The sequence below is a fragment of the Thalassolituus sp. genome, from assembly GCF_984348125.1.
Genome location: NZ_CFHJLR010000024.1, coordinates 1 through 23,490, shown reverse-complemented (window position 1 = coordinate 23,490; position 23,490 = coordinate 1). Strand labels below are relative to the sequence as shown.

Genomic DNA, 23,490 nt, shown 5'->3' with positions numbered 1-23,490 from the left:
GTATCATGCCGGCATCAATCAGACAGGATGCAGCATGTACCTTGAGTACTTTGGCTTAGACAAACTGCCATTTACCATCTCTCCGGATCCGGATTTTCTGTACCCGTCACCTGGGCATCAGGAAGCGTTGGCACACCTGAGCTATGCCCTGACGGATCAGGGCGGGCTTATCTGCCTTACTGGCGAAGTGGGTACGGGTAAAACGACACTGTGCCGGGCGCTTATGGCGTCTATCCCAGAAGGTGATCATGTTGCGTATATATTTAATCCGCAGCTCTCGCCTATAGAGTTAATGCAAAGCATCTGTGATGACCTTGGCATCGCCTATGAAAGAAGCGCATCGCTCAAGGAAGTCTACGCATCCATCAATGAAGCACTGGTGAGCTTCTACGGGAAACATCAGCGTGTTATTTGCGTGATTGATGAAGCCCAGTCCATGCCAGTCGCGCTACTGGAACAGGTTCGCCTGTTGACCAATCTGGAAACAGACCGGGAAAAGCTACTAACCCTCGTTCTGGTAGGGCAACCAGAGCTTCGCGATTTGCTTAAGCGTCACGATTTGCGCCAGCTGAATCAGCGTATTACTGCCCGTTACCACCTGGATTTGCTGAGTCTCACCGAAACTTCCGAGTACGTTGAGCATCGTCTGGTCTGCGCTGGCGGGAATCAGATGTTATTTGATCCTGCCGCTATCGAAACTATCTGGCGGGCCAGCGAGGGAACTCCACGCCTGATTAACAGTATTTGCGACAGAGCTCTGCTAGGTGCCTACGCCACTAGTAACCATACCGTTGGAACAGACATTGCCAAGCAGGCGATTATTGAAGTGCTTGGGGCAGATTATGAGACGGTTTCTCCAGTTCATGCAGGAAAAGGGGCGGCTGGCATTGCAGAGACCTCAGGCAAAAGCATATTAAAAAGCGCACTCGCTTTCTGCGCGGCTGCTGTGTTTGTCTTTGCGGGTGTGATTGCGTACCAGAATATTCCTGCACTTAAGACGGTCTCATTAGACCGTAGTGATCCGTATGCCGTACTTGAGGCCTCCCGCACTGAGGGCGCCGCGAATTGTGACTCTTCAGGTTGGCGGTGTATTCCGGTCGACTGGGATATCTCTGAATTGCGCGAGCTGAATCTGATCGCAGTCGTCAGAGTGGGGAGCAGGGGTGCAGAAGCAGAATGGTATGACCTTGAAGAATACGAGAGAGGCTATGCCGGTGAGGCCGTGATTTTATGGCAGGGGCCTGCTGACTACACCAGTGCCGTCAAACCTGGGGAAACAGCTCCAGTCATTCGTTGGGTGCGCTCGCGTCTCGGCGCTGGCTGGGATAAGGAGTGGACCAGTATCGGGCCGGGTGGTGTTCAGGTTGAGGTCAACCCGGAATTTTACGACCCATTGCTAGAACGAGCAGTTGCTGAATTTCAGATCGCTGAAGGTTTAAAAGCAGATCGGATTATTGGGCCGAAAACCCTGATGTATCTGCAGGCGAGGCAATAGCATGTCATACATCCTCGATGCATTGAAGAAATCCGAACAAGAGCGGGATGAGCGCAACCCGGCCCAAATGCCGCCTAAAAAGGGCCTGATCTCAGAATCTGCTGAGACTGGAAAAGTGGCTTCAGAGCACGAGCAGCAACGTAATACGGACAGTAATACTTCTGCTCGCATGGGAATTTCTGCCGCTCTGGCCGTTGTGCTTATCTTAGGTGCTATCGCTACAGCCTTTTATTCTTCGCCCGCTGACAAGCAGGGCGCTACACCATCGGCTGCCGAAGAGACTTCGCTTTCTGAAACGGACTCAGAACCTGCAGCGGTTATGACGACGGCAGAGCTTTCTGCAACTCAAATCGTGGTAGCAGAAAGTGCAATTGAGGATATTGAGGCGGAACAAAGCGACGTTGAGCCAAAAGCGCCTCTTAAAGAAGCGCGAGCACCGTTCGAAGCATTGGAGCGAATTCCGGATCTGAATATTACGGGGCATACGTTCAGTTCTGTACCAGCTAAGCGAACAGTGACTATGAATGACCGTGTATGGCGAGAAGGTGAGCAAGTGGTGGAAGGTGTAGTCCTGCAGGAAATCACGCGCGACGGCATCTTGCTCGACGTTTCCGGGTGGCCCGTAGTAATTGGTCGTACGCGTGGATGGAAGGCTATTCGCTGATGCTGCAAAAAGAAACAAAAGAGCGTATTCAGTCGCTGTATCGCGAAGCGATCAAAGCATTGGAATTACGTCCACGCTATGGCCAGCGCGTCATGATTGCAGAAATCGCGAAAGCCCTGGGCTCGATTCATGAAGGCGAAAAAGACGAGCGTGACAACGACGCCGGAATTGCAGTCGTAGAGGCGGGGACCGGCACTGGTAAGACTCTGGCTTACCTTATCGCTTCTCTGCCAGTAGCTATAGAACGAGAACGTAAACTACTGGTCTCGACGGCAACCGTTGCCCTTCAGGAGCAGATCCTTGATAAGGATTTGCCTGCACTGAAAAAACACCTCTCTCTACCGTTTAATTTTGCATTGGCAAAAGGGCGAGGTCGTTACCTGTGCCTGGCGAAGCTGGATAAAGCCTTGCAGCAACTCTCCGGCATTCTGTCTACGGTCGATCTGTTCGAACAGACACCCGAAGAGCAGGATCGCGAGCTCTATGAAAAGATGCTGATGAAATACGGCAGCGGCGATTGGGATGGAGATCGGGATCGCTGGGATGATGAAATTGAGCATAAACAATGGTCCCACCTGACGGCGACTCACCGGGAATGCTCGAATCGTCGATGCCCCCATTTTCAGAACTGCGCTTTTTACAAAGCCCGGAGCGCCATGGAAGATGCCGATGTCATCGTCGCTAATCACGACCTTGTGCTTGCGGATCTTTCGCTTGGTGGGGGGGCTATTTTGCCGGCGCCTGAAAAAACCATTTATGTGTTTGATGAAGGGCATCACCTTGCCGATAAAGCACTGAATCACTTCCGGCTGGAATTTGGCGTGCGCTCAACACGCCAATGGCTAAAACAGCTGGAAAAAGTCATCGAGCAATTTATTGCTGATGCCGGAATGCCCGTCGGGTTAATGCATTCGTTGCAGGAGATGCCAGCGAATCTTCAGGCGTTGTCCCAGAGCGCGAGCCTTGTCTGGCCTCTGGTGATGGATTTGATGCAGGACAGAGATCGTCAGCGTTTTGAATTTGGTGTATTGCCAGAATCGCTCCGCGAGCTTTTGCAGACAATGAAGGCCCCCTTGCAGCCCGTAGTTCATTGTCTCGACAAAATGTCGGACATGCTGCAGAAGTCTCTGGACCCGAATGAGACTGGAGATTTTCAGCGAGAAGTTGCTGAGGCCTGGCAGGCGCCGGTTGGTATTATGTTGGCGCGTGCTGAAGAGCTTTCAGAAGCACTGTCATGGATAGCGGCGGAAGAGGCAGAAGGCGAATTGCCTGTGGCTCGGTGGCTAAGCAAACGTCCGTATGGTGATGACTGGGATATTTCGCTGTCGGCGTCGCCAATTTCAGTGGCAGCGCAGCTGCGCAGGAACCTATGGAGTCGTTGCTATGGTGCTGTTGTTACCTCGGCAACACTCACGGCACTGAATAGTTTCAACTCGCTGAAATGGGAAGCCGGTCTGCCAGACTGGGCGGTCTACGAACGTGTAGCCAGCCCATTTAACTACCCGGAACTCGGGCAGCTCGAAGTGGTTCAACTGGCGTCAGATCCCAAAAGCGAAGCGTTCGAGAGTGACGTTCAGAATTGGCTCAAAGAGGCAGTGAACCCCGACGAAGCAACTTTGGTCTTGTTTAGCTCGCGAGCACAGCTTGAAGCTACCAGAGACTACTTTATTCGTGACTGGTATGAGCACTTACTGTGTCAGGGGTACTTGCCGAAAAGTGAAATCGTACGTCGTCACAAGGAACGTATTGATGACGGGAAGGGCAATGTGATCTTCGGATTAGCATCCTTTGCAGAGGGGATCGACTTACCCGGTGAGTATGTGACCCATGTGGTGATCGTTAAGATTCCGTTTGCGGTACCAGATGATCCTATCCAGTCTGCCATATCGGAGTGGATGGAGAGCCGGGGGCGGAACCCGTTTATGGAATTAACGCTACCGGCTGCATCGATTCGCCTCATTCAGGCATGCGGCCGGCTGATCCGTAAAGAATCCGATCACGGCAAAGTCAGCATTCTCGATAAGAGATTGGTGTCTTCCCGGTACGGGCAGCTCTTGCTTGATTCTCTGCCGCCGTTCCGGCGTGTGTGACTCTCGCTTGAGTTAATGCAGTCCGGATTTCAGGCAATAAAAAACCCGCCGAAGCGGGCTGTGTATCTGGCAGTCCTGCCGTGCACTCAGTTTCAGGCCAGTTGGCCTGCTACTTCCTCAACTGTTGGTTGATCTTCACGGACCATCAGCAGGTGGTCCTGGAGATAGTTCAAAAGGGCTTCTGCACCTTTCATTTCGCGTTGCATTAACAAGCAACGCAAGGATTTTTTGTCTTTACCCAGAACACGAACATGGTAAGTGTGACCCGTTTCTGGAATTTCCAGCCAGAGCTGATCAGACGACTCGTTCAGCGTCATATCCATGTTGATCTGCTCAATTTCGCAACCGCTGAAGTTAATGTTGCTGATGCGTACAGTGTGTTCTTTGCCAGTGGCCTTGTCGTGAAGGCTGTATGGCTGCTCCATTGGGCGCAGACGAGCTTGCAGGCGCTGGTTGGCGAAGTCGTACGCTTGTGGGTCATACAGGTCGACGCCCTGGATACCTTCGAGTGACTGGCCGCTCATGAAGCGACATACGACTTCCATTGAAGCAGATTTCTGTTCGAACTGTGCCAGGTGATCAGCGTTACGGATAACAGCAAACTTACCGTTAACGCACTGACGTGCTACCGCAGCGTTTTCCTGCGGCAGGGTGAAATTATCGAACTCGCCAGTCGCAATCAGGGTTTCGCAGGTCGGGAACGACTTAAAGCCCTGGAAACGCAGCAGTCGGCGTGTGTTCTGAGCGTAACGCTGACGCTCATTATCATTCAGACGAGCAATCTGACGGAACAGAAGACGACGATAGGTTGCGCCGATCTGAGTGTCTTCCATGCGGTTGTGATTGATCAGGTTGCAGACGGCTGTGGTTGCAAAGGCATCCATGTCGCCGCTGTCGAGTAGCTTGAGTGAATCTTCAAGCAGTGTGATCAGGCTTTCGCGACGGAAGCAGGTGATACCAGAAATAAGAAGACGGTCGATCATCTGCGGGTAAGCAGATGCGAAAAGAGTCGCCATTGCAGAGCCATAGCTCACACCCATCAGTTGAACCTTGCTTACACCCTGTGACGTCAGGAAACCCGCGATCAGGTCTGCGAAGTCTTCCATATCGAGTTCAGGCGCAAGCTGGTCGTTGCCACCCTGAGAAGGGAAGTCTGCAAGGATAACAGGGCAGTGCTCAAGCATTTGCTCAACTTCGTTACGGAACGAAGAAAAGCTCTGGAAAGCACCACCAAGAAACATGACTGGCGACTTATCCATGTTGCCCTCACTTTCGTAGGCAACAAACTCAACCTTATAGTCACCAATCATCTGGATGTTTGGTGCTTGCTTTAACGCTGCTGGGGAGTAGTTGGCAAACTGCATGATGGTGTCGACTCTTCATTCTTATAGTGTGATCACTCTATCGCACTTATAGACAGAATGCCACACTTGTATGTTTTCTTTACGTTACATTGAAGTCTTTATAACTTATTGATTTATATGGTTATTTTAAAAAATGTAACGCGAGTCGAGTGGGTCGGTGAAAAAAATTGTTGCTCTCGTCACATTTCTTAACGTGGCGAATTAAATTGAAACCGGATCTCGTCAGGCGTCACGTCAATATCAAAATCTCCGTTAGGAGTAGAGTGCGATTCTGGCGCCAGGTTCCCGGCGTTCGGAATAACGATTTCGAATGAATACGGGTTGATAGCAAGCTCGGATGGTGGGACCGCACCGTCTGGGTACACCGCGTTTGAAAGACTCAGGTTTTCGTAATCGATCGGAGTGCCTTCGTCGAGCCCCAGTGCATCGCGAAGTCTCGTCTCATTAACGAACTTGTCGTGATCATAAATAGGCGTATCAGGAATCGTCTGAGAAATACGCGCGAACTCATATTCTGACTGAGCCGTCATGTCATAAGGTATCGCCTCATACTGCTCACGCATATCAATCGTGGACTGCGACGTGGATTCGCCCTCAGAAAAGTCGTCTTCAAGTGGCGATACACGAATAATGCTGCGACGCTCATTCTGTTGAGTAGGCGCCTTCTTGCGCACAATCACGGTGGTATCGCGGATGTAGGACTCGGTCATCTCTTCAGCCGGAATTTCGGTGATTTCGGCGAATGTGAGAGGAGATGCAGCGATAGAGAGGCTCAGCACGGCGCCGGCGAGGACTGAGAAGTTATTGATATCTTTCATGATGAGACTCCCATTGATGTTTTACTAATCCTAGAGGAATGCCGCAGAGTTACAAGCGTACATTAGCGTCAGCAGTGCCGCATTTCAGGCCTTTCAGTTAACAATTGAATCTGAACGGTAAGCTCTCTGTAAGCTGGAACACGGGTACAACTTAGGGCACACTTGCGCGCACGCTTTATTATCACTGGTTGTAGTCCCTATGAGAGCCAATATCCCCCTCTGGATTGGCCTGCGTTATCTGGCCGCGAAACGCAGAAATCACTTTATTTCTTTTATATCAATGTCATCGATGATCGGCATGACGCTCGGTGTGGCGGTTCTGATCCTCGTTCTCTCCGTGATGAATGGCTTCGACCGTGAGTTGAGGGAACGCATCCTCGGTATGGTGCCTCATGCAGTGCTCTATAAATATGGAGGCATTGAGGACTGGGAAGTTCTGGCAACGCGTGTTGAGGGCCTGCCGGGCGTTGCCGCGGCAGCACCTCTAACCCGGCTCCAGGGGATGCTTGGTTATGGCGGTCGGGTGCAGGGGGTAATGATCACCGGCATTGAGCCCGGCGTCGAAGAGCGTGTATCTATCCTTCCTCAGCATATGACAGAAGGTGAGCTTGAGTCGCTGCAGCCGGGTGAGTTCGGCGTAGTGATCGGTGAGCTTCTCGCGAGGCACCTGAAAGTAGGCATGGGCGATAAAATCACCATGATGTTGCCCGAGGCGACCTTGTCTCCAGCGGGTGTTCTCCCGCGTATTAAGCGCGTCACTGTCACAGGGATATTTTCAGTCGGAGCTGAGCTGGACTCGAATCTTGCTGTTATCAATATTGATGATGCCCGCAAACTGGGTCGCATTGACGCAGAGGTTCAGTCTCTGCGCATACGCTTTGATGATCTGTTTGATGCACCAGCAGGTATCTGGGAAATCGTCGGGCAGCTGGATGGCCGCTACAGTGGTACCGACTGGACCCGTACACACGGCAACCTCTTCCAGGCGATTCGTATGGAGAAGACCATGATCGGATTGCTACTGCTGATGATTGTTGCGGTTGCAGCCTTCAATATTATCTCCACACTGATCATGGTGGTCACCGACAAACAGGCGGACATCGCGATCTTGCGCACAATGGGCGCCACCCCGCGTACCATAATGGGTATTTTTATGGTGCAGGGCCTGTCTATTGGCGTGGTCGGGGTTCTTCTTGGCACAACGCTCGGGATTATTGGTGCATTGACCATCTCAGATCTGATTGCGGCGCTGGAAAGACTGTTTCAGTTCCAGATTCTGAATGCAGATGTTTACTTTATTTCGTACTTGCCGAGTCAGCTGAAGCTGTCTGATGTTCTGATCGTTGTGTCTGCATCGCTGACCATCAGCTTCCTCGCTACCCTGTACCCATCTTACCGGGCGTCGCGCGTCCAGCCTGCGGAGGCCCTGCGTTATGAGTAATCCAATCCTTGTCGCTGAAGGCCTGAAAAAGACCTACACCAGTGGCCCACAGGCGGTCACGGTCTGGGAGGGTATCGATCTTACGGTGGATGCCGGAGATTCTGTTGCTATCGTGGGGGCGTCGGGCTCAGGCAAGACGTCACTTCTGAACGTTCTTGGTGGTCTGGATGATATGGATGCGGGGGACGTTCAGATCTGCGGGCGTAAGTTAAGTCAGCTCACCGAGCACGAAAAGACGAAACTGCGTAATCAGGATGTAGGTTTTGTATATCAGTTTCATCATCTGTTGCCTGAGTTTTCAGCGCTCGAGAATGTGATGATGCCACTACTGCTTGGTGGTGTGTCGCGCACTGAAGCTAAGCGCCGGGCAACGGATAGCCTTGAGAGACTGCGCCTTGGAAGTCGTGTTGTTCACAAACCTTCAGAGTTGTCTGGTGGTGAACGACAGCGGACAGCCATTGCCCGGGCACTCGTGACGCGTCCGAAGCTCGTCCTGATGGACGAGCCAACAGGAAACCTGGATCAGGGAACGGCGTCAGAGGTTGAGCAATTGATGGCAGAGCTACGTACGGATGCCGAAACCGCGTTTATCACGGTGACGCATGATCAGGCTCTGGCTCGTAGAATGAATCGGGTGTACCACCTGATAGAAGGGCGCCTTCAGTCTGACTGAAGCGCTCTTTGCTGCCGCAGGCGCTTGCGTTTTTCCCATGCCTTGCTGACATGGCGTCTCCATACCAGATGGATCGCAAAGTAGGCGATAACGCTCAGGAAAATGCCTGCGACCAGTGAGCCGACAAAGAGCGGCGCCCAGAAATCGGCCAGATTATTCAGAACCCAGTCGATTGATAATTCGATGTTAAAGTCCAGCGGGTCTGCGTTCAGAATCTGAGCGCCAAGCAAGTAAGTGGCGTAAAAGATCGGTGGAATAGTGACCGGATTGCTGATCCAGACAAGGCCGATAGAGATCGGCACATTCGCATTGATGTAGAAAGCAAGGAACGCCGCGATCCCCATCTGAAAGGGTAATGGCAGAAACGCTGTGAACACACCGATCAGGAAAGCGCGGGCCACAGCTCGGCGGTTAACGTGCCAGAGGTTGGGCTTGCTGAAGAGTGGTGACAGGAAACGCAGGGAGCGTTTTCGCTGGACCTGTTCCGGCGACGGGAAAAATCGTTTTAAAAGCTTTTTGGGCATGCTGGTCGCCGTTCATTGATCGCGGCTGAATTATGCACATTACGCCATGGAGTGGCAATGAATCTGACCCTTCTGGGATGCCTTGCGGCTTTGCTTGCAGGGACACTCATACCAATGTCATCGGCAGCCTTGATATCTGCTGCCATTGTGAGTTGCTCTCTGGCAATGGTTGTCATTGCCAGGGCTCGCAATTCTGGCCTGGAAATTATTTTTACGTCCGGCGCTCTCGCTTTGTCACTGCTATGGGGGAGTGGATTTACCGATGCCCAGCTTGGGCACCGCTTGCCTGATGTTTTATACGGTCAGGATGTCTCTGTCACAGGCTGCATTGTCGGCGAGGTTGATCGACAGAACCTCTCAGCTTCAAGATCCCGGGCCAGGTTTCTTCTCGAACTACACGCCAATTCGCTCTCAATAAATGGCCTCCGTTCTGTGCGGGTAAGTTGGTTTGATGCGCCGGATTGGCTTATGACAGGAGCCTGCCTGAAGGGCATCGCCCGACTTAAGCCGCCACGCAGCTATGCCAATGGTCTCAGCTACGACTATGTCGCCAGTATGATGTTCCAGGAGATCGATGCGACTGGCTACCTGACTCGCGGCGAGCAGGTAGAGAGTGTAGCGCCCGGCGTCCTGCTCGGCTCTGGTCTGGCGGATAAGATAAAGCAGGTTGCGTTGGCTGGCTTGACGCCAGAATCATCTGCCTGGGTTAAGGGGTTGGTGTTCGGAGATAAGGCTGCTTTTTCAGCTGAACAATGGCGGAGGGTGAGGGACAGCGGCACGCTGCATCTGCTGGTCGTCAGTGGTCTGCACGTCAGCATGATCGGAGTGATGGCGTTGGTTCTTGGGGCCTTAGTCGCTCGGTTGTTGGCACTACTCTTTGAACTACTCCCGGTGAATCGATCGGTTGTAGGGCTTCGTGCTTTGCCTGTCGCCTGCGCACTTGTGGTGACAGCCGCGTACGTGCTGCTGGCGGGCTCGGGGATTTCCTTAATCAGAGCGTGGTTTATGTTTGCCGTTGCCCTGGCCATCTGGAAGCTACCAATGCGAGTACGACGCGCGTCTTTGTTGCTTATGGCGGCGCTGGTTATCATGATCATTAACCCCCTCAGCTGGACCCAGGCGGGATTCTGGTATTCATTTTGTGCGGTTGCAGCGTTGGTATTCTTCTTTGAAGGGCGACGTTCGACGCGTGTTTCTGCACTGCTAACTCCTCAGCTTCTGATTCTGTTCGCTATGTTGCCGGTTATGCTCTATTTCGGTCAGGAGGTGACGCTGGGCCACCTAATTGCGAACTTTTTCGCTATACCGCTGGTGACTTTGATAATCCTCCCGCTATCACTATTGAGTGCCTCGCAATTGAGTTCATGGGCTGATCCGGCTCTGTCTTTCTCTGTTAGCTTATTCTGGGGCTTGCTCGACGGTCTGCCTGAATTGCCGTCGTTGAACTTGCATGGCAATTCAACACTGGGGGTACTTGCAGTCGCTGTCTTAGCGTGGATCTGGGCGGGTCGATCGTGGGCGCTTCCTGCCTGTGTATCTGCAATATACGGACTGATGTTCTTTACCTCCGGTGGCATCGGTTCTCAGGCTTCTGGCGTATGGGTTGTAGATAGCGGGCAGGGGCAGGCGATACTCGCCAGCGATGGTGTAACGTCGGTACTGATCGATACAGGCCCTGCGTATTCTGATTCCTTTTCGGTAGCGAGCGCCGCTGTTCTTCCTTTGATGCGTCAGAAAGGAATCGATCATCTGGACGTTCTTATTGTTTCTCACTCGGATAATGACCACTCCGGGGGCACTCGGGATATTCTGGAAGCTGTTTCAGTTGGGCGATTCTATGTCGGGCAGCAGCTTCATGGTTTAAAGCATCAGATCAACTGCCATGCGTTGAGCTCAATGAATAACGAAGCACAAGTCGTCCTTGACGCAAAAATGCGCATCGAGTTTGTTCCGGTTCCTGAGCGCGTGAGGGATCGCGATAATAACCAGAGTTGTGTGGTCCGTTTGCACTGGTCAGGGTATCGCATCCTGATCCCTGGCGATGCTGACTCGAAGGTTGAGCGGGCTTTAATTGCGGACGACGCTGAGCGGCTTAAGTCCGATATCCTGATCGCGGGTCATCACGGAAGTAACAGCAGCACCAGCTCGATGTGGCTGAAAGCCGTTGAGCCTCAGGTGGTTGTTTTTAGTGCAGGTTATCGCAATCGCTTCAATCATCCTCACCCTGATGTAATAGGCCGCATAGTTCGGGAAGGGCTGCCTTACGTGAATACAGCAACGTCTGGGTTGATCGAAATAACACCAGAAGGGCAGATAAAACTCATGCGCGCCCAGTGGATGCCTCGTTGGCACGTATCACCCGACGCGGAAAGGGATTTTTCACTTCACGGCCATGTGCTAGAGTAGCGCGCAAACAAAAACTGGCAGGAGACGCTGGACATGCTTGAGATCATCCAGAGTGGTGGTTGGATGATGGTGCCAATTATCATCGCCTCTGTATTGGCACTCGCGATTACCGTAGAACGTTTCTGGACGCTACGTCCGGGTAAAATTGCGCCGCCTAATCTGCTGTCGCAGGTTTGGGGTTGGATGAAAAATAAACAGTTAGACTCGGCGAAAATCCGGTCTCTGAAAGATTCCAGTCCGTTAGGTAACGTCTTAGCAGCCGGTTTGATCAACTCCCGACATGGTCGCCAGATCATGAAAGAGAGCATTGAAGAGGTGGCTTCGCACGAGATCCATGAAATGGAGCGCTATCTTAATGCTCTTGGTACTGTCGCAGCCGTCGCACCGCTGATGGGCCTGCTCGGTACAGTGATCGGTATGATTAAGGTCTTTGCTGAAATTATGGCTCAGGGTACTGGTCAGGCTAATTTGCTGGCAGGTGGTATTTCGGAAGCTCTGATCACCACGGCAGCAGGTCTGGTTGTTGCGATTCCGGCGCTTATTTGTCATCGCATACTGCAACGCCGTGTCGACGAAATTGTCGTTTACATGGAGCAGGAAGCGCTGAAACTCGTTGATGTACTTCACGGTGAGCGTGAAGTAGCAGACGCTCCGGAGAACGCTGGGTGAATTTTCGTCGTCAGTCGAAAGAAGAGGTAACAGTTAATCTGACGCCTCTGATTGATATCGTATTCCTGTTGCTGATTTTCTTTATGGTGTCGACGACATTCACGAAAGAAAATCATCTCAGCATCAGCTTGCCGGAGTCCAGCTCGGAAGAGACAGGCCAACCGCCGAAAGCGATTGAGATACTGATTTCAGAGAGCGGAGAGTACAGTATTGATGGCCAACCTCTGGTGAATACCAAGGTAGAAACTCTTAAGCGTGCCATTGAAAAAATCTTAGACGGACGTGAAATCGCCCCCGTTGTTATTTCAGCGGATGCCAGAACGTCTCATGAATCTGTTGTGCGCGCCATGGATGCGGCAGGTCAGCTCGGGTTAATTAACCTCAGCATTACGACACGCAAATCTGCCGGTGGTGACTGAAACTATGGCTACTGAAGCAACTGCAGGCGCTATTTATAAGCGCCTGCTGACCTACCTGGGGCCGCAGAAGTGGTACTTTTTGCTGAGTATCATCGGTTTTGCGATGTTTGCGGCTTCTGCTCCGGCGCTTGCTCATTTAATGGGTGTTGTTGAAGAAACCCTGAATGAGCCAACGCAGGAGAATATTTTCCTTCTGGTATCTGCGCTCTTTGCTGTTTACCTCTTTCGTGGTATCGGTACCTTTCTTGGTAAGTATTTTACGGCCTTGGTTGGGCGTGAAATTGTGCATGCACTGCGTACCCAGCTGTTCAATCGTATGCTGCGTCTGCCCAGCCAATATTATGATAATGAATCCAGTGGGCGCGTAATATCACGGGTTATTTTTGATGTTGAGCAGGTCAACGGCGCCAGCACCAAAGCGTTGACGACGGTGGTTCAGGAAGGTCTCACAGTGACTCTTCTGATGGGGTATCTGATCTGGCTGGATTACACTCTGACGGCGATCTTTCTTGTCGTTATTCCAGTGATTGGTGGTCTCGTTTCTTTAGCAAGTAAATTTTTCCGCCGTTACAGTCGTCGCATCCAGAAATCCATGGGCCAGGTAACTCAGGTTACCAACGAATCGATCAGCGGTTACCGTGAGGTTCGTACCTATAATGCCACCTCGGTTGAGGAACAGCGGTTTCTGAAAGCAAGCAATGAAAACCGCAAGCAGGTGATGAAATTCGCGTTAACGAATGCGATCAACGTCCCTTTGTCTCAGCAGGTTATTGCTACCGGCCTGGGGGTGATGATTTATCTGATGTTTCAGCGTGTGGCCAGTGGCACCATGGACGCAGGTGAATTTCTCCAGTTTATTACTGCTGCGTCTCTGATCGCCAAACCTCTTCGTGCGCTCACTGACGTCAACTCGGTTATTCAGAAAGGCGTTACCGCTGCTGAGTCTGTATTTAGTGTGCTGGATACTGAAACTGAGAAGGATACCGGCACAAAAGAATTAGGAAAAAGCACGGGCGCGGTCGAGTTTAAAGAGGCTCGTTTCCGTTATGCTCAAGCAGAGACTGATGCTATCAAAGGCATCAACCTGAATATCAAAGCCGGTACTTCGGTCGCGTTTGTCGGTCGCTCTGGCAGCGGTAAAACGACCCTGGTCAATCTGCTACCGCGCTTTTACGAATTAACGTCGGGCAGCATCAGCATAGACGGCCACCCAATCAATGAGCTGACGCTTAATTCACTGAGAGAGCAGATTGCCATCGTGTCGCAAAGCGTGACCCTATTTAATTGCAGTATCCGTGAGAATATCGCATACGGCAGTCTTGCTGATGCCAGTGATGATGACGTTATTGCAGCGGCCAAAGCCGCTCATGCGCATGAGTTTATTGAGAAGCTTCCGGAAGGGTATGACACACAGGTCGGTGAAAATGGCGTCATGCTTTCGGGCGGTCAGCGTCAGCGTCTGGCAATCGCACGGGCCATTCTCAAAAATGCCCCAATTCTTATTCTGGATGAAGCCACTTCGGCCCTGGATACAGAGTCTGAGCGACACATCCAGGCAGCGATGGAAGAAGTCATGAAGGGCCGTACCACATTGGTTATCGCCCATCGCCTGAGCACCATTGAAAACGTCGACACGATCGTTGTGATTGATGATGGACAGGTCGTTGAATCTGGCCCGCATCAGGAGCTTCTTAATCAGCAGGGCGCATATGCTCAGCTTCATCAGCTGCAATTTGCAGAGGAAGAGTGATCGTGGGGTTGGCGGCCCATATAGAGAAAAACTGGTACGGCCGTGCGCTGGGAAATCTTTGGTTGCTGCCGCTCTGGTGCCTGTTTGTTCTGATCAGTGCGCTTCGGCGTGCTAAATATCAGATTTTTCCGGCAACCCCGGCAGACACGCCGGTACTCGTTGTTGGCAATATTGCCATCGGCGGAACCGGAAAAACGCCGTTGATCACCTTGCTCGCCGGGCTCGCCGCAAAGCAGGGAATTCGCGTCGGTGTCGTGTCTCGCGGGTACGGCGGTCGTGCAGAGCAATACCCTCTGATTGTTGATACAGATACACCGGTTGCGCAGTCGGGTGATGAGCCTGCACTGCTGGCAGGGCTGGGTCTCCCGGTGGTTGTCGACCCTCAGCGAGCCCGTGCGGTAAACGCGTTAAAAGATAAAGTAGATCTGATTCTGTCAGATGATGGCCTGCAGCATTATGCGATGGCCAGAGACGCCGAAATTGTTGTCAGTGATGCGACGCGCGGATTTGGTAATGGCTGGCAGTTGCCGGTTGGGCCTCTGCGTGAGCCCATATCCCGTATCGATACGTGTGATCTGCACCTGGTAAATGGCGTTGACTTCACGGTGCAGCCGACAGGTTATTTCGTTGGTTCGGTTGAGCTGGCGCCTGAGAGCCTGAAAGGCAGGCGTGTTCACGCTGTTGCCGGTATCGGAAACCCAGCGCGCTTTTTTACCACGCTCCGGCAGTTAGGCGCTGATGTTGTAGAGCATGCATTTTCCGATCATCACGCGTTTGTAAAAGACGACCTCGTATTTAATGATGATTTACCCGTCGTCATGACAGAGAAAGACTGGGTAAAATGTCGTCACTTTGAACTACCAAATTCTGGATTTCTTCGGGTGAGCGCCGTACCGTCGGAAGCCGCCGAAGAAAACATTTCGCAGTTATTGAAAAGATTGGGAGCAATCCGTCATGGATAAAAAATTACTGAGCATGCTGGTATGCCCTGAGTGTAAAGGCAAATTGAAGTACGACCGTGAAGCTCAGGAGCTTCTGTGTACGTTCGATGGTTTAGCGTATCCGATTCAGGATGGCGTGCCGGTAATGCTGGAAGGCGAAGCTCGTAAGATGAGCGAAGAAGAAAAGCTTGAGAAAGCCAAAGCGGTGAAACCAGCCGAATGATCCGGGTACTGTTTGTTTGCCTCGGCAATATCTGTCGCTCTCCAACGGCGCACGGCGTCATGCTGGGGCTGCTGGAGAGTGAGGGTCTGAATGATCAGGTCTTTGTCGACTCTGCGGGAACAGCAGGGTGGCATATCGGTAAAACGCCAGACCCGCGCTCTCAGCAGGCGGCACTCGCGCGGGGCGTTGATATTTCAGACCAGCGTGCACGCCAGGTTTCTGCAGAAGATTTTGAAACTTTCGATTATGTTCTGGCAATGGATCGATCAAACCTCGACGATCTGAAAGCGCTCTATGCCAGTAATGGAAGTCAGGGCACTGAGCCCAAACTGTTTCTGCGTGCATTTGGACGCAGCTTTGACGAACATGAAGTGCCTGATCCCTATTACGGTGGTGAGGCAGGATTTCGTCATGTTCTTGATCTGGTTGAAGACGCCTGTGACGGCTTGTTGGCCGACATCCGGCAGAAGATGGATGCCTGATGTCTCAGATGCCGGTCATTTCTGAACACTATTCACTCCACGATAAAAATACGCTCAGGCTGGCTTCGTGTGCGGAGTACTTCGCAACATTTACCTCAAGTGACGAACTTGTGGCGCTTGCTCACTGGGCAGAGCAGAAAAGCCTTGCGATCCGCGTCCTCGGCGGGGGAAGCAATGTCCTTATGCCTGAGTTTGTTCCGGGGCTCGTTATTCAGTCAAAAGATGAAACGGTATCGGTCGTTTCTGAAGATGAAAACTCAGTCGTTATAGATGTGGCGGCCGGGAAGTGCTGGCACGACTGGGTGGTAGAAAGCATTCAGTATGGCCATGGCCTTGAGAATCTTGCACTGATTCCAGGTTCGGTCGGCGCCTCGCCCGTGCAGAACATCGGTGCTTATGGTGTTGAGGTGTCAGACCTTCTTGTCTCTGTGACTGGGTTCAGTATTGCAGAACAGCGCATGCTGACAATTGAAAAAGCAGATTGCGATTTTTCCTATCGGGATTCTGTTTTTAAACATCGCCTGAAAAATAATTTTGTTATTTGTAGTGTCAGGTTCCGATTGAATAAGTTCTTTGAGCCAAATCTTGAATATGCGCCGCTTAATTCACTCGAACCAAATGCCTTGTCTGCTCAGGATTTGATCGATTTTGTGTCCGGCGTCCGGTCGGCAAAACTGCCAGATCCTGGGCTGATTCCTAATGCTGGCTCCTTTTTTAAAAACCCGATTGTCAGCACTGAGACCGCCGAAGACCTGAAAAACCTGCACCCGACACTGCCTGTTTATCCGGTTCATAGTTCTCCCCAGAGTGCTAAGTTGGCGGCAGGTTGGTTAATTGAGCAGTGTGGTTTTAAAGGCAAAGCGTATGGGCCCGTTGCCATGTATGAAAAACAAGCGCTCGTGCTGACCGCTCCGGGGGAGGCTGAGCTACAGGATGTCGCCCGCTTGCAAAGCCTGGTGCAGACAGAAGTCGAATCACGCTTTGGTGTCCACCTCGAACCTGAGCCGCAACTCTTTACTGACTGAGGTTTCGGCTCAGTTTATTCAGAATATCAAGGCACTGAGTCAGGTCGGCAGCGCTTATTGCGGGGCAGGCTTCTTAGAAAACGTGACGATGGCAATACCGCCGAGCACCAACAGAGAGGCAATAACGAATCGACTGGTGATGGGCTCTGCCGCGAATAGCAATCCACCAACGGCGGCAATGACCGGCACTGAGAGCTGGACGACCGCCGCTTGAGATACCCGAAGGTGGCTGATGACGGCATACCAGACTGCATATCCAGCGCCTGATGCTAGTGCGCCCGATGAGATGGCGAGCAGGAGGCCTCTTTCCGTTAGGTAAACGTCGCCCAAAAAGTAAAAAAGCAGAATCAGCGCAGGTATACACGAGCGTAAAAAGTTTCCACTGGTGTCGGCCAGAGGCGTCGCAGAGCCTCGCCCGATCAGGGTATATACGCCCCAGGCTGCGCCCGATATGGCCATAAGAACGAAGCCGGCAAGTTCAGGAGCTTCTGACCCTGGCAGCAGCATATAACTTAAGCCGCCAAAGGCCAGAAGAGTGCCGGCCCATTCTGTGAGCACAAGTCGATGCCCACGAAAAACGCCAATCAGAATCATGGAAAGCTGCACAAAACCAAATAAAATAAGTGCGCCAGCGCCGGTATCAATGCTGATGTAACCGAATGACAGGGTCGCTGCGTAAATAAACAGAGCCATTGCGGCGGGCCAGTTGCCGTAATTCAGGATTTGGCTCGGTCGACTGGGCTTCAACAGGATTAACGAGAGCAGGGCAAGGAAAACGGCGCCAGCAATAAGCCGCACCAGGGTGTATCCGGCCGGGTCGATAGTTTCGTCTTTGAGTGCCAGTCGGCAGAGGACAGAATTACCGGCAAAGGCAAGCATTGCAAAGGCGGTGAACCCTAGTGTGCGAAGCCAGTGAGGCGGGCGGGAGTGATCTTGATCGCTGGGGCTAATGTTGGAACTCATAAAAGTCCGGGTTAAAACCCGAACTTTTCTAAGACAGGGCTTGAGCCCTCATCCCAGTGGATAAGCCAGCCGTGATCGTCGCCCCAGTCACCGAGTACGATGCGCTGACGCTCCTGGCCGTTACATTCCCAGTCATGAGTTGCAGGGCGGTGAGTGTGACCGTGGATCAGCAGGTTTACACTCGCATCATCCATCACCTTGTCGACCTCTTCGGGGGTGACGTCCATGATGTCGTCCGCTTTCATCTGCTGGCCAGCTTTGCTCTCTGACCTGACCTGTTGACCAATGGCCAGTCTCTCTTCGATCGACTTGCTCAACAGATCTGCCTGCCACTCAGGGTTGCGGAACAGCTGTCGCATGTTCATGTAAGCAACGTCACGTGTACACAGGCTATCACCGTGCATCAGCAGCGCTTGCTGATCGCCAACGGTAATAACCGTACCCTCAGCGAGCATCTCCGCGCCGCAGGCGTTGGCAAATACATCGCCCATCAGAAAGTCGCGATTACCGTGCATAAAGAAAATCTTTACGCCTTGATCTGCGAGAGCTTTCAGTGAGGTTTGAATGCGTTCAACCAGAGCGTCGGTGTAATCGTCACCGATCCAGACTTCGAAGAAGTCGCCGAGAATATACAGTGTCTCTGCGCCTTTGAGCCGGTCCAGCAGTCCGAAGAAGCCTTCGGACATGGCTGGGCGATTGCCCTGCAGATGCAGGTCAGAAATAAAGTAATGCGTCATAGAAACCGGATCAGTCAGCGATGACTTCAGCTTTCTCGATGATTACGTCTTCCGCAGGTACGTCCTGGTGGCCCATAGCCATCGTAGTGCGCACGCCTTTGATGCGGTTTACCACATCCATGCCTTCAGTTACTTTACCGAATACCGCGTAGCCCCAACCCTGCATGTCTTTGCTGGTGTGGTTAAGGAAGGCGTTATCAGCAACGTTGATAAAGAACTGCGCGCTGGCAGAGTGTGGGTCCATAGTGCGGGCCATCGCCAGGGTGCCAACTTCATTCTTGAGGCCGTTGTCAGCTTCGTTTTCGATAGGCTCGCGAGTCGCCTTCTCTTTCATGCCAGGCTCCATACCGCCGCCCTGAATCATGAAACCGTCGATGACGCGGTGGAAGATAACGCCGTCGTAGAAGCCATCTTTAACGTACTGCTCGAAGTTCGCGGCAGTTTTAGGAGCTTTCTCGTGGTTCAGTTCGACTTTGATGTCACCAAAGTTGGTTTTCAGCAGGATCATGATTTCTCTCAGCTCAAATAGTGTGTTCGGGTATCCCTTACGGGCTTTCGGCGCGTATAATACCGCCTTTTTCCACGGCCCGACATGGGGCGGCTATCGTTTCTGTACAGATACGGACCAATATGACTGATACGACATCGAACACCAGTAATAATTTCATCGCCAAAATCATTCAGGAAGACCTTGATGCCGGGCGCGTACAATCGGTGCAGACCCGATTCCCGCCAGAGCCAAATGGTTATCTCCATGTCGGCCATGCGAAATCTATCTGCCTCAACTTCGGCGTTGCCAAACAGTTTGATGGCGCATGTAACCTGCGTTTCGATGACACCAACCCAGAGAAAGAAAGCCAGGAATTCATTGATGCGATCAAAGACGACATCACCTGGCTTGGTTATCAGTGGAAGGGCGACATTCACTACGCCTCTGATTACTTTGACCAGCTGCACGACTGGGCGGTTGAGCTGATCAAGGCCGACAAGGCCTATGTCTGTGACCTGAACGCCGAAGAAGCGCGCGAATATCGCGGTACGCTGACCGAACCGGGTAAGAACAGCCCATATCGCGAACGTACTGTCGAAGAGAATCTCGACCTGTTTGCTCGTATGAAAGCGGGTGAGTTCGATACAGGTGCAAAAGTTCTGCGCGCTAAGATCGACATGGCGTCGCCGAACATGAATATGCGCGACCCGATCATCTACCGCATTCGTAAGATCACCCATCACCAGACCGGTGATAAGTGGTGCATCTATCCGACCTATGACTTTACTCATGGCCAGTCAGACGCGATTGAAGGCATCACGCACTCCGTATGCACGCTGGAATTCGAAGATCACCGCCCATTGTACGAGTGGTTCATTGAAAACCTGCCGGTACCCGCGCAGCCTAAACAGTACGAATTCGGCCGCCTGAACCTCGACTACACGGTAACGTCTAAGCGTAAGCTTAAGTTCCTGGTCGATGAAGGCGTGGTTGCTGGCTGGGATGATCCACGTATGCCGACGATCTCCGGCATGCGCCGTCGTGGCTTTACCCCAAGCTCAATTCGCACCTTCTGCGACATGATTGGCGTAACCCGCAGTGATGGCATGGTAGATGTAGCCATGCTGGAGCACGCGTTGCGTAGCGACCTGAACCAGAATGCACCTCGGGCCATGGCCGTACTCAAGCCATTGAAAGTGGTAATAGAAAATCTTCCTGAAGATCACAAAGAAATGCTCAAAGCGCCGTTCCACCCAGAGCTGGACCTGGGCGAGCGTGAGATGCCATTTACGCGTGAAATCTTTATTGATCAGGACGACTTCAAAGAAGAGTACAGCAAGAAGTTCAAGAAGAAGTTCTGTCCGGGCAAACGCATCCGTCTACGTTTCTCTTATGTCATTGAAGCAACCGATTACGAGAAAGACGCCGATGGCAATGTCACGCTCGTGAAGGCGAAGCTGATTGAGAATACCCTTGGTGAAAACCCGGAAGACGGCGTAAATCCGAAGGGTGTTGTTCATTGGGTGTCGGCCACCGATCACAAAGAAGCCGAACTGCGTCTGTACGAGCGACTCTTCACCAGCGCGACGCCAGACAAAGGCGAGGGCGACTTTATGGATCACGTGAATAAAGATTCTTTGAGTGTTGTTACTGCACTGATCGAACCGGCACTTGCAGAAGTGGATGTTGAGGCAAACTTTCAGTTTGAGCGCGAAGGCTACTATGTTGCTGATCGTTTTGATTACACCGCTGAAAAACCGATCTTCAATTTAACTATCGGTCTTCGCGAAGACAAAGCCCTTTTGGGCTAACTACCTTGAAACTACAGCGTTGAAGTGCGCCTCAAAAATACTCATTTACTCTAGTAAACTCCGTTTTTTGATGCGCCCTTCGCCTTGTATTTTCGGCGTCGTAAACGCCCAAAATTAACCGGCAACTAAAGCCTCAAATTTAGCTATCGGAAAAAACATGACACTGAAGATTTTTAACACCCTGACCCGACAGAAAGAAGAATTCAAACCCCTCGTACCCGGTAAGGTCGGCATGTACGTGTGTGGCATGACGGTCTACGATTTCTGTCATCTGGGGCATGCCCGTGTCATGGTCGCGTTTGATGTTATTGCGCGTTATCTGCGCCATCGCGGTTTCGATGTGAATTACATCCGTAACATCACCGACATCGACGACAAAATCATTCAGCGTGCTAACGAAAATGGCGAAGCCTTTGACGCACTGACTGAGCGCTTTATCGCAGAAATGCACAAAGACTCAGAGTTGCTCGGTATCGAAAAGCCAGACGCAGAGCCAAAAGCCACCGCACACATCGGTGACATCATTAAGCTGGTTGAAACTCTGATCGAAAAGGGTTTTGCCTACGCTGCTGATAATGGTGACGTGTATTACCGTGTTCGTAAGTTTGAAGGTTACGGCGAGCTGTCGGGTAAGGTTCTTGATGAACTCGAAGCCGGCGCCCGTGTAGAGGTGGGCGACGTTAAAGAAGACCCGCTTGACTTCGTACTCTGGAAGTCGGCTAAGCCAGAAGAGCCGCACTGGGATTCGCCATGGGGTATTGGTCGCCCGGGCTGGCACATCGAATGTTCTGCGATGTCGACCTGCTGCTTAGGCGATACCTTCGATATTCACGGTGGTGGTCCGGATCTTAAATTCCCGCACCACGAGAACGAGATCGCTCAGTCAGAAGCAGCAACCGGCAAAAAATACGTCAACACCTGGATGCATGCTGGGGCAGTGCGTGTCGATGGTGAAAAGATGTCTAAATCACTGGGCAACTTCTTCACCATTCGTGAAATCCTCGACAAGTACCCGGCAGAAGTTGTGCGCTTCCTGCTGCTGTCGAGCCAGTACCGTAGCCCAATTAACTACTCAGAAGACAGCCTCAAAGAAGCGCAGACCAAACTCGAACGCTTCTACAATGCACTGCTGAGTGTTGAAGTGGGTTCTGTCAGCGATATCGACAACGACTACAGCGCACGCTTCCACGCAGCGATGGACGATGACTTCAATACGCCGGTTGCTATCGCCGTGCTGTTTGATCTGGTGCGTGACCTGAACAAAGCATCAGGCGAAGAGCAGGCCGCACTGGCAGGCCAGCTTCGTTATCTGGGCGGTGTCTTGGGCTGCTTGCAGTCTGATCCGCAAAGCTTCCTACAGTCGGGTGCTGGTGATGAAGCGGAATGGATCGAAGAAATGATCCAGAAGCGTGCAGAAGCCAAAAAAGCCAAAGACTTTGCGACAGCAGACGCTGTACGTGATGAGCTGGTTGCTAAAGGCATTGTGCTGAAAGACGGACCGGAAGGGACGACCTGGTCGAAGTCGTGAAGTAAGGTAATGACGCAACATCTGAACGCCGGGCAATGCCCGGCGTTTTTGTATCTCATGAATGTAAAGATGTACTGTGTATAGCAACAGTATATTTCCGAGATTCGCGGAAATCTGGCACGCTTTACACTCGAGCTTGCGCGTTTTGCCGCAGGGTAGTACGGTGAACCTTCTATTAATCAGATAGTTACAAACTTGGTTTACAAGTTTATGTGCGCAGCGCTATCGAAATAACAGGCGTGCGCGTTTTTCTGGAAGGGAGGTTTAAGTTATGGAAGATTCTTCAATGCAGTCAATGAGTTATCCTAGAAACCTCGAAAGAGTGTCCCAGGATAAACGCGCACGCACACTAACAAGCTGTTAGGCCAATGCAATCTGACTAATATGGAAGTTTTTCTAAAACGATACGAGGGTATCAAATGAAAGAATTTGGCTCATTTCTGCTGGCTGTAGGCGCAATAGCATTTCTCGTCGGGCTCAGCATGGATACATCTGTATCGTCTGGACTTGGTGGTCGCGTCCACAACATTTGGCTTGCCAACGAAAGGCTGAGCATAATCATTTTCGCTGGAGTAATGGCTGTAGTTGGTGCGATATTCTTCGGATTGGCGGCTAAAAACCAACAGGCCGTAGATCAAAGCTCACCGACAATAACATGCCCGTTCTGTGCGGAAAAAGTTAAGGCAGAGGCCATCATCTGCCGATTTTGTCAAAGAGAGTTGCCAGAGATTGATAAATCAATTATTCAATCCGAACGAGCGGAGTCATCAAAAAAGACTCAAACTGAACAAGAGATATTGTGGATTCACGTCTTGGTGGGGTTTATTGCAGGCTTGTTTCTTCTAGGAATTTTTTTCTAATGAGCTGCCCTAACAAGGAAAATTAACTCGGACCAAAAAATTCGCTGCGCGCCTTTTGCGCCCTGATCTGTAACCACTTTCATGGACAGTTTTTTCTGTTCATTAAAGAGGTGCAGT

22 protein-coding genes are annotated in these 23,490 nt (G+C 51.7%); 16 read left to right on the top strand and 6 right to left on the bottom strand.

Going from position 1 to position 23,490, the window contains the following annotated elements:
* The first annotated feature begins 34 nt into the window (after window positions 1-34).
* From AC5E51_RS14255 to dinG, 3 genes are read left to right on the top strand one after another with little or no spacing between them, the layout of a single operon-like run.
* Window positions 35-1,495 (top strand): ExeA family protein, encoded by a 1,461-nt coding sequence (locus AC5E51_RS14255; protein WP_491778745.1) that lies wholly within the window; start codon window positions 35-37, stop codon window positions 1,493-1,495.
* A gap of 1 nt (window position 1,496) precedes the next feature.
* A complete protein-coding gene (locus tag AC5E51_RS14250; RefSeq protein ID WP_297532529.1) occupies window positions 1,497-2,159 on the top strand; it encodes a general secretion pathway protein GspB in 663 nt (220 codons plus the stop codon).
* The gene (gene dinG / locus AC5E51_RS14245; RefSeq protein ID WP_491778744.1) at window positions 2,141-4,249 is read left to right on the top strand and encodes an ATP-dependent DNA helicase DinG; all 2,109 of its coding nucleotides are present in this window, start codon (window positions 2,141-2,143) and stop codon (window positions 4,247-4,249) included. Before AC5E51_RS14250 ends, dinG begins: the two co-directional genes overlap by 19 nt.
* Window positions 4,250-4,341: 92 nt before the next feature.
* On the opposite strand, the gene AC5E51_RS14240 is transcribed toward dinG, so the two are convergent.
* Complete coding sequence (locus AC5E51_RS14240) at window positions 4,342-5,613, bottom strand: alpha/beta fold hydrolase (protein ID WP_297532526.1); 1,272 nt, start codon at window positions 5,611-5,613, stop codon at window positions 4,342-4,344.
* Between the two features lie 188 nt (window positions 5,614-5,801).
* The gene (locus tag AC5E51_RS14235) at window positions 5,802-6,431 is read right to left on the bottom strand and encodes a hypothetical protein (RefSeq protein ID WP_297532524.1); all 630 of its coding nucleotides are present in this window, start codon (window positions 6,429-6,431) and stop codon (window positions 5,802-5,804) included.
* A 199-nt stretch (window positions 6,432-6,630) separates the two neighbouring features.
* Between AC5E51_RS14235 and AC5E51_RS14230 the strand changes: the two genes are divergently transcribed.
* Together AC5E51_RS14230 and AC5E51_RS14225 are read left to right on the top strand one after the other, a co-directional pair.
* A complete protein-coding gene (locus AC5E51_RS14230) occupies window positions 6,631-7,872 on the top strand; it encodes a lipoprotein-releasing ABC transporter permease subunit (RefSeq protein ID WP_068444281.1) in 1,242 nt (413 codons plus the stop codon).
* Window positions 7,865-8,545 (top strand): ABC transporter ATP-binding protein, encoded by a 681-nt coding sequence (locus tag AC5E51_RS14225; protein WP_491778743.1) that lies wholly within the window; start codon window positions 7,865-7,867, stop codon window positions 8,543-8,545. The genes AC5E51_RS14230 and AC5E51_RS14225 overlap by 8 nt, the downstream gene beginning before the upstream one ends.
* Here the strand turns inward: AC5E51_RS14225 and AC5E51_RS14220 are convergent.
* Window positions 8,533-9,069: a DUF2062 domain-containing protein gene (locus tag AC5E51_RS14220; RefSeq protein WP_068444287.1), complete on the bottom strand. Its 537-nt coding sequence runs from the start codon at window positions 9,067-9,069 to the stop codon at window positions 8,533-8,535. The genes AC5E51_RS14225 and AC5E51_RS14220 overlap by 13 nt on opposite strands.
* Window positions 9,070-9,126: 57 nt before the next feature.
* Here AC5E51_RS14220 and AC5E51_RS14215 point away from each other — a divergent pair, with 57 nt between their 5' ends.
* Genes AC5E51_RS14215 through murB form a run of 8 tightly spaced genes read left to right on the top strand, consistent with a single transcriptional unit; the run spans window position 9,127 to window position 16,984 of the window.
* Window positions 9,127-11,475: a DNA internalization-related competence protein ComEC/Rec2 gene (locus AC5E51_RS14215; RefSeq protein WP_491778742.1), complete on the top strand. Its 2,349-nt coding sequence runs from the start codon at window positions 9,127-9,129 to the stop codon at window positions 11,473-11,475.
* A 33-nt stretch (window positions 11,476-11,508) separates the two neighbouring features.
* Window positions 11,509-12,144, top strand: coding sequence for a MotA/TolQ/ExbB proton channel family protein (locus AC5E51_RS14210; RefSeq protein WP_068444293.1), 636 nt, complete (start codon window positions 11,509-11,511; stop codon window positions 12,142-12,144).
* Window positions 12,141-12,563: an ExbD/TolR family protein gene (locus tag AC5E51_RS14205; RefSeq protein WP_076517940.1), complete on the top strand. Its 423-nt coding sequence runs from the start codon at window positions 12,141-12,143 to the stop codon at window positions 12,561-12,563. Before AC5E51_RS14210 ends, AC5E51_RS14205 begins: the two co-directional genes overlap by 4 nt.
* A gap of 4 nt (window positions 12,564-12,567) precedes the next feature.
* Window positions 12,568-14,313: a lipid A export permease/ATP-binding protein MsbA gene (gene msbA / locus AC5E51_RS14200; protein WP_491778741.1), complete on the top strand. Its 1,746-nt coding sequence runs from the start codon at window positions 12,568-12,570 to the stop codon at window positions 14,311-14,313.
* Window positions 14,314-14,315: 2 nt separating this feature from the next.
* Window positions 14,316-15,275 (top strand): tetraacyldisaccharide 4'-kinase, encoded by a 960-nt coding sequence (gene lpxK, locus AC5E51_RS14195; protein ID WP_491778740.1) that lies wholly within the window; start codon window positions 14,316-14,318, stop codon window positions 15,273-15,275.
* Window positions 15,268-15,477, top strand: coding sequence for a Trm112 family protein (locus AC5E51_RS14190; RefSeq protein WP_068434729.1), 210 nt, complete (start codon window positions 15,268-15,270; stop codon window positions 15,475-15,477). The genes lpxK and AC5E51_RS14190 overlap by 8 nt, the downstream gene beginning before the upstream one ends.
* On the top strand, window positions 15,474-15,959 hold the full coding sequence (locus tag AC5E51_RS14185) for a low molecular weight protein-tyrosine-phosphatase (RefSeq protein ID WP_068434726.1): 486 nt from the start codon (window positions 15,474-15,476) through the stop codon (window positions 15,957-15,959). Before AC5E51_RS14190 ends, AC5E51_RS14185 begins: the two co-directional genes overlap by 4 nt.
* A complete protein-coding gene (gene murB / locus AC5E51_RS14180; RefSeq protein ID WP_491778739.1) occupies window positions 15,959-16,984 on the top strand; it encodes a UDP-N-acetylmuramate dehydrogenase in 1,026 nt (341 codons plus the stop codon). Before AC5E51_RS14185 ends, murB begins: the two co-directional genes overlap by 1 nt.
* Before the next feature lie 54 nt (window positions 16,985-17,038).
* On the opposite strand, the gene AC5E51_RS14175 is transcribed toward murB, so the two are convergent.
* Genes AC5E51_RS14175 through AC5E51_RS14165 form a run of 3 tightly spaced genes read right to left on the bottom strand, consistent with a single transcriptional unit; the run spans window position 17,039 to window position 19,192 of the window.
* Window positions 17,039-17,947, bottom strand: a complete 909-nt coding sequence (locus AC5E51_RS14175) for a DMT family transporter (protein WP_491778738.1) — start codon at window positions 17,945-17,947, stop codon at window positions 17,039-17,041.
* Window positions 17,948-17,958: 11 nt separating this feature from the next.
* Window positions 17,959-18,684, bottom strand: coding sequence for a UDP-2,3-diacylglucosamine diphosphatase (locus tag AC5E51_RS14170; RefSeq protein WP_491778737.1), 726 nt, complete (start codon window positions 18,682-18,684; stop codon window positions 17,959-17,961).
* A 10-nt stretch (window positions 18,685-18,694) separates the two neighbouring features.
* Entirely contained in the window at window positions 18,695-19,192 is a 498-nt protein-coding gene (locus AC5E51_RS14165) for a peptidylprolyl isomerase (RefSeq protein ID WP_068443159.1), read from the bottom strand.
* Window positions 19,193-19,314: 122 nt separating this feature from the next.
* Here AC5E51_RS14165 and AC5E51_RS14160 point away from each other — a divergent pair, with 122 nt between their 5' ends.
* The 3 genes from AC5E51_RS14160 (at window position 19,315) to AC5E51_RS14150 (ending at window position 23,373) form a co-directional block, all read left to right on the top strand.
* Window positions 19,315-20,985, top strand: a complete 1,671-nt coding sequence (locus tag AC5E51_RS14160) for a glutamine--tRNA ligase/YqeY domain fusion protein (RefSeq protein WP_491778736.1) — start codon at window positions 19,315-19,317, stop codon at window positions 20,983-20,985.
* Between the two features lie 163 nt (window positions 20,986-21,148).
* Window positions 21,149-22,513: a cysteine--tRNA ligase gene (cysS, locus tag AC5E51_RS14155; RefSeq protein ID WP_491778750.1), complete on the top strand. Its 1,365-nt coding sequence runs from the start codon at window positions 21,149-21,151 to the stop codon at window positions 22,511-22,513.
* Between the two features lie 419 nt (window positions 22,514-22,932).
* Window positions 22,933-23,373 (top strand): hypothetical protein, encoded by a 441-nt coding sequence (locus tag AC5E51_RS14150; RefSeq protein WP_491778735.1) that lies wholly within the window; start codon window positions 22,933-22,935, stop codon window positions 23,371-23,373.
* Window positions 23,374-23,490: the final 117 nt, after the last annotated feature.